The 5,056-nt window shown below is 43.6% G+C and carries 3 protein-coding genes and 1 pseudogene; 3 read left to right on the forward strand and 1 reads right to left on the reverse strand.

The genetic code is table 11. From position 1 onward, the window contains the following. Positions 1–103, forward strand: a pseudogene (locus Q1A70_RS18855) (IS630 family transposase); the annotation flags it as partial. Between the two features lie 232 nt (positions 104–335). On the opposite strand, the gene glgX reads toward Q1A70_RS18855, so the two are convergent. Continuing rightward, positions 336–2,324: a glycogen debranching protein GlgX gene (gene glgX / locus Q1A70_RS18860; protein ID WP_299695277.1), complete on the reverse strand. Its 1,989-nt coding sequence runs from the start codon at positions 2,322–2,324 to the stop codon at positions 336–338. Positions 2,325–2,754: 430 nt separating this feature from the next. Here glgX and lamB point away from each other — a divergent pair, with 430 nt between their 5' ends. Further along, entirely contained in the window at positions 2,755–3,975 is a 1,221-nt protein-coding gene (lamB, locus tag Q1A70_RS18865; protein WP_299695280.1) for a maltoporin LamB, read from the forward strand. Between the two features lie 164 nt (positions 3,976–4,139). Then, positions 4,140–4,970, forward strand: coding sequence for a MalM family protein (locus Q1A70_RS18870; RefSeq protein WP_299695283.1), 831 nt, complete (start codon positions 4,140–4,142; stop codon positions 4,968–4,970). Positions 4,971–5,056 lie beyond the last annotated feature (86 nt).

Raw genomic sequence — 5,056 nt, forward strand, 5'->3', positions numbered from 1 at the left:
AATAGAGCAATTTTTTACTGTGACTCTTCCAGAGCTCGCAGGCTCTTTGGCATCTCGAATTAATGATAACTTTCAAGCTCTCAAGCCTGCATCTTCAAGTTGAACGAGTATATAGGGTTTGAAAAGCCGAATAAGTGTTTTAGGTAAAGCCATGATATCCAAAGACGTTATAGATTCATTTAATAGTACGGCAATACTAAGCATTTTTATGTCACACATCAATGCAAATAATTACATATAAATTGATGAGTTATGTGATGTTCAACTCACAAAAAAGCCAGTGACTCCTTTTTTACGAGAAAGAAAGTCACTGGCTTTTTTGTTTTTGAGTGAGCTTATTGAGCAAGTTTATTAAGGGACTTAGCTCTGTTTGGCGAATAGTGCAAAATGGCCATTGAAATCGGGGAAAGCAACATTTCCCCTTCAGCATGACCCGGTTTTACGCTTCTTAGATTGGTATCACAGATGGTCACCCAGTTTTGCGCTCGATCGCTCGGCAAGGTGAAACGCGCGGGTGCATTGGTTTGGTTTATCAAGTAAATTAACTCGTCGCCATTTTTACCAATGCCTAAATGCAGTGCTACTGAGCTTAAGCGGTTCCAATCGTCATGTTCCATCAATGTGCCGTCCACACGGCTCCAAAAGATGCGGTTAGAGTTACGATTCTCGCCACTGAACGCTTTAATAAACGGCACCATGTACTGTTGGCGTGCGGCGATCATTTCAGACAGCCATGTCTTGAAGTATGTTTTGCGCGCGGAGTCTTCCCAGTTGAGCCAGCTGATCATGCCATCTTGACAGTAGGCGTTGTTGTTACCCTTTTGAGTGTGGGATAGCACATCGGCGGTCAGAATATGGGGGATACCAAACGCAAACAGCAGGCTCGCCATAAAGTTACGTTTCTGCTTTTCACGTGTCGATATAACTAACAGGTTTTCGGTTTCGCCTTCAACGCCATAGTTTTCGGAGCGGTTGTCACCGTGCCCATCACGATTGTTTTCCCCGTTTTCTTCATTATGCTTGTGCTTGTATGACACCAGATCTTGCATGGTGAAACCATCGTGATAGGTAATATAATTGACGGTTAGTTTGTACGGCCAATGTGCCGCACTGTAGATATCGCGAGACCCCATCAAGCGAGTGGCAAATTCTTTCAGGTAGCCTTGATCACCGCGCCAGAAGCTGCGAGTGATGTCTCTGAGTTTGTCGTTACACTCATTCCAACCCAGTGGGAAATTACCCACTTGGTAGCCATTCGGACCAATATCCCATGGTTCAGCAATCAACTTGGTTTCTTTGAGTACGGGATCTTGGGCAACGGCTTTGAAAAAAGCGGCCTCCGGATTGTAATGGTCGCCTTCACGGCCAAGTGTCGCTGCCAAATCAAAACGGAAACCGTCGACTTGGAATTCACTGACCCAGTAACGTAGGGTATCCATCACTAAGTTTAATGCTGGCTGATGAGTCAGGTCGACCGTATTGCCGCACCCAGTGAAGTTCGCATAATGGCACCCATGTTTAATGTAGGTGTGGCTGTCCAGCGCTTTTAGGTTAAAGGTTGTGCCACCTTCGCCGCCTTCCGCTGTATGGTTGTACACCACGTCGAGGATCACCTCAATGCTATTGCGGTGCAGTTCTCGAATCGCTGTTTTGAACTCGGTGACGGCATCCTTTTCTGCATAGCGTGGGTCTGGCACCATAAACAAATAAGGGTTGTAGCCCCAATAGTTGACTTTCCCCATGTCCAGTAGGTGGGGTTCATGCATACACGCTGCAATCGGTAGCAGTTGCAAAGAGTTGATGTTTTGTTGTTGGTAGAACGCCAGCATCTCAGGGCTCACCAATCCTAAGTAGCGACCCTTTGTATTGGTCGCGACTTCTGGATGAAGCTGAGATAAGCCTTTTACATGCGTTTCGAAGAGAACGGTTTCTTCGCGGCTAATGCGTGGCTTTTCTACGCCTTGCCAATCGAAGGTGTCATCAACCACAACACACTTAGCCATCAAAAAGCTTTTTTCATGGGTATAGGGCGTTGTGTAGTTAAGCGGTTCGCTTATTGCTTTTGCATACGGATCGGAAAGTAGGATTGAACCATCATCTGTTTCAGCAATAAACCCGTATTTTTGCCCAGCCTGAATACCGTCAATAAATACGTATTTAATATCTGCGTATTCATTTTCTAATTTATACGTAGTAAATTCATCGTTCTCGTCGAAAAGCGCGAGCGAGAGGGATTGACAGTCAGGAGAATAAATAGCGAAGTTGCAGCCAGTGTTACCTAGCGTTGCACCTAACGGGTAAGGGCGAGCGAGCGTTCTAATCATGCTTGATTTCTTGTTCATTTAACAACATCAGTGAACCATAAGTTAAAAGCTTTGTCACAGTAAGGTCAAGTAACTTCAAAGAATTATTAACTGTAAAAATAATTCATCGATGAAGTTCAAATATATTATTTGAGCTAGCTCTCACTTATGTTGAATAATTAGATCTGTGTGCTGTCTACTCCTCCTAGCTTAAGTGATCTACCTCTTTAAAACGCCGTTCGGTTTATTTTCTACTCCCTTCTAGTCCCCCTTAATTTAGTTAAGGGTGGAGGACGCCAAACTTATCATCCCCCCTTAATATTGACCCCGTTGAAACGAATCAGGGGAAACCCTAAACCTCTCTATCTTACGACTACCATTACTGCCTTTGGTTGCCGCAAGAGAGCAAAAATATAAAACCTAAAATAAATCGTCCTTAATGGAGTTAAGAATGAAAAAAGTAAGTTTGATTGCTGCAGCAGTGGCAAGTACATTAGCTGCTGGCTCTGCGTTCGCTGTAGATTTTAATGGTTACATGCGTGCTGGTACTGGTATCAGCGGCAATGGTAATGGTGATGTATCAGTTAACAAAAACGGTATTGGTCGTCTAGGTAATGAAAACGACAACTATTCTGAGTTTGGCTTAACTGAAGAACTGAAAGCTGGTGAGCAAACTTGGCGCGTTGAGTCGATGATTGCTTCAGGTGCTCCAGGCGCAAATGGTTGGGAAGATTCTGACTTTAACGTTGCCCAGTTTGCTGTTAAAGCTAAAGGCGTGATCGCTTCTGATAAAGAAGCAACGCTTTGGGCTGGTAAAACATACTACCAACGTAAAGACATCCATATCACTGACTTCTACTTTCTAAACACATCAGGTACTGGTGGTGGTATTGAAAACCTATCAGTTGGTAACCAAAAGCTTTCCCTTGCATTGATTCAAGATGGTGCAACTGACGATTCTACTGGTTATATCTTTGATGCTCGTCTAGCGAACATTAGCCTTTCGAAAGATGCTTCTCTGGAGCTTGCAATAGCATACAACTTCGCAACGGATTCAGATGACGCAAGTGAGTCTGCTGATGATGGCTTACTGGCTTCTGCAATCTTCCACCAAGGTACAAGCAACGGTTTCAACCAAACAGTACTTCAGTACGGTACTAATGGCTACGGTGTGCAAGCTGCGAACTTCTGGGGTTCAGGTTCGTACTATGCACGTGGCACAGAAGCATTTAACGAATCGTCTGGTTTCCGTGTGATCAACTGGGGTGTTATGAACGTAGGTGAGTCATGGGAAATTGGTCACCAAGCCGCTTATCTAGCGGGTAGCGATATTGGTGGTCAAGCTGGAGGTAGCTACACTGGTAGTAACTTTGATATTGACCAGTACTCTGTAGTAGTTCGCCCAATGTATCAATGGAACAACACTATGCGTACTATCTTAGAAGGTGGTTACAACGCTGGTGAGCGAGTTGCTGGTAATGGCATGGCTACAGAAGACTTCGGTAACGCTAAATTCACAGTAGCTCAAGCTTGGGCTATGGGTGACAGCTTCTGGGCTCGTCCTGAAATCCGCGTTTACGGTTCTTACATTCTAGATACTGAAAACAAAGATGCATTTAACGGCGACGATACAGAGTATGTGTTCGGTATCCAAGCTGAAGCTTGGTGGTAAACACTTAGCGTAACAAACCCTAAATTGTCTTAATTCATAGCCGACTCGCGTCGGCTATTTTTTTAAGGAATGTACGATTAGTAAAAAGGTTTCCTAGGCTAATTATTTTCGTTATGGTAATTAATTAAGTAAATTTCTTAAAAAAATAAAAATAAGGAAGAACTATGTATTTTCGCGCTCTGATGTTGAGTGGTTGCGTTGCATTGGCCGGTTGCCAATCTGCACAAGTAGTAGAGCAAGTGCAAGTCGCACAAGCTGAACAAGTTAACTCGATTGCTGGTCTTCAATTTGCTCCTATGAAGCTATCAAGCTCGGCAATTTTTGATGTGACACCAAATAGCCAAGTATTAAACTATCAAGGAATAAACAGTCCTGTAGTAGCGATTGAATTGCCTGCAGACCGCGGTGAGTATTCGATTAATATCACGAGCATTATCGGCGACACAGCGTTTGTTCCAAATGCGGTCATTTATGACGAAAATGGTCGTGAGCTAGAGCGTTATGGTAAAGAGAGCTTCGAATACGCGAAACCAAGATTGCACTTGGGAAACCGCCTCGTTACTGAGAACGACTTTTACCCACCGACAACAGCAAAATCAATTTATTTAGTTATCTACACAGATCAAAATGATCTTGGTGGCTTTACTGATGTGATTCACCCTGCTCGTTTGGACGCGGAAGGTCGTGGTAATTATTTACCTGAAGTGAAAGATATCCCGATTCCAAATGCTAACGTTGGTAAAATAGAAGTTACAATCGATAAAACGAGCTTCTTCTCAATTGGTTCATCAAACAGTGAATCTAACGCTAAACTAGCGGCAGCAGCTAAGGTTGAGACAATTCAACCAGAAACACAAACTTACTACCATAATGCCATTCAGGCAGCAGTAGACGCAGACAATATTCCAAAAGCTCTGAGCCTACTAGATGAGGCAAAAGCTCTTGGTATTGAAGGCGCACAAGAAGTTTTTATAAAAGCAGTCAATAAAAAGTAGTCGACGAGTTGTAAGCGTCTACGAACCGACTCATTGACTTTCTAATATCAACACAGATACCGCCAACTAAGGCGGTATCTGTCATT

This window comes from uncultured Vibrio sp. (assembly GCF_947488985.1).
Classification (GTDB): Bacteria; Pseudomonadota; Gammaproteobacteria; order Enterobacterales; family Vibrionaceae; genus Vibrio.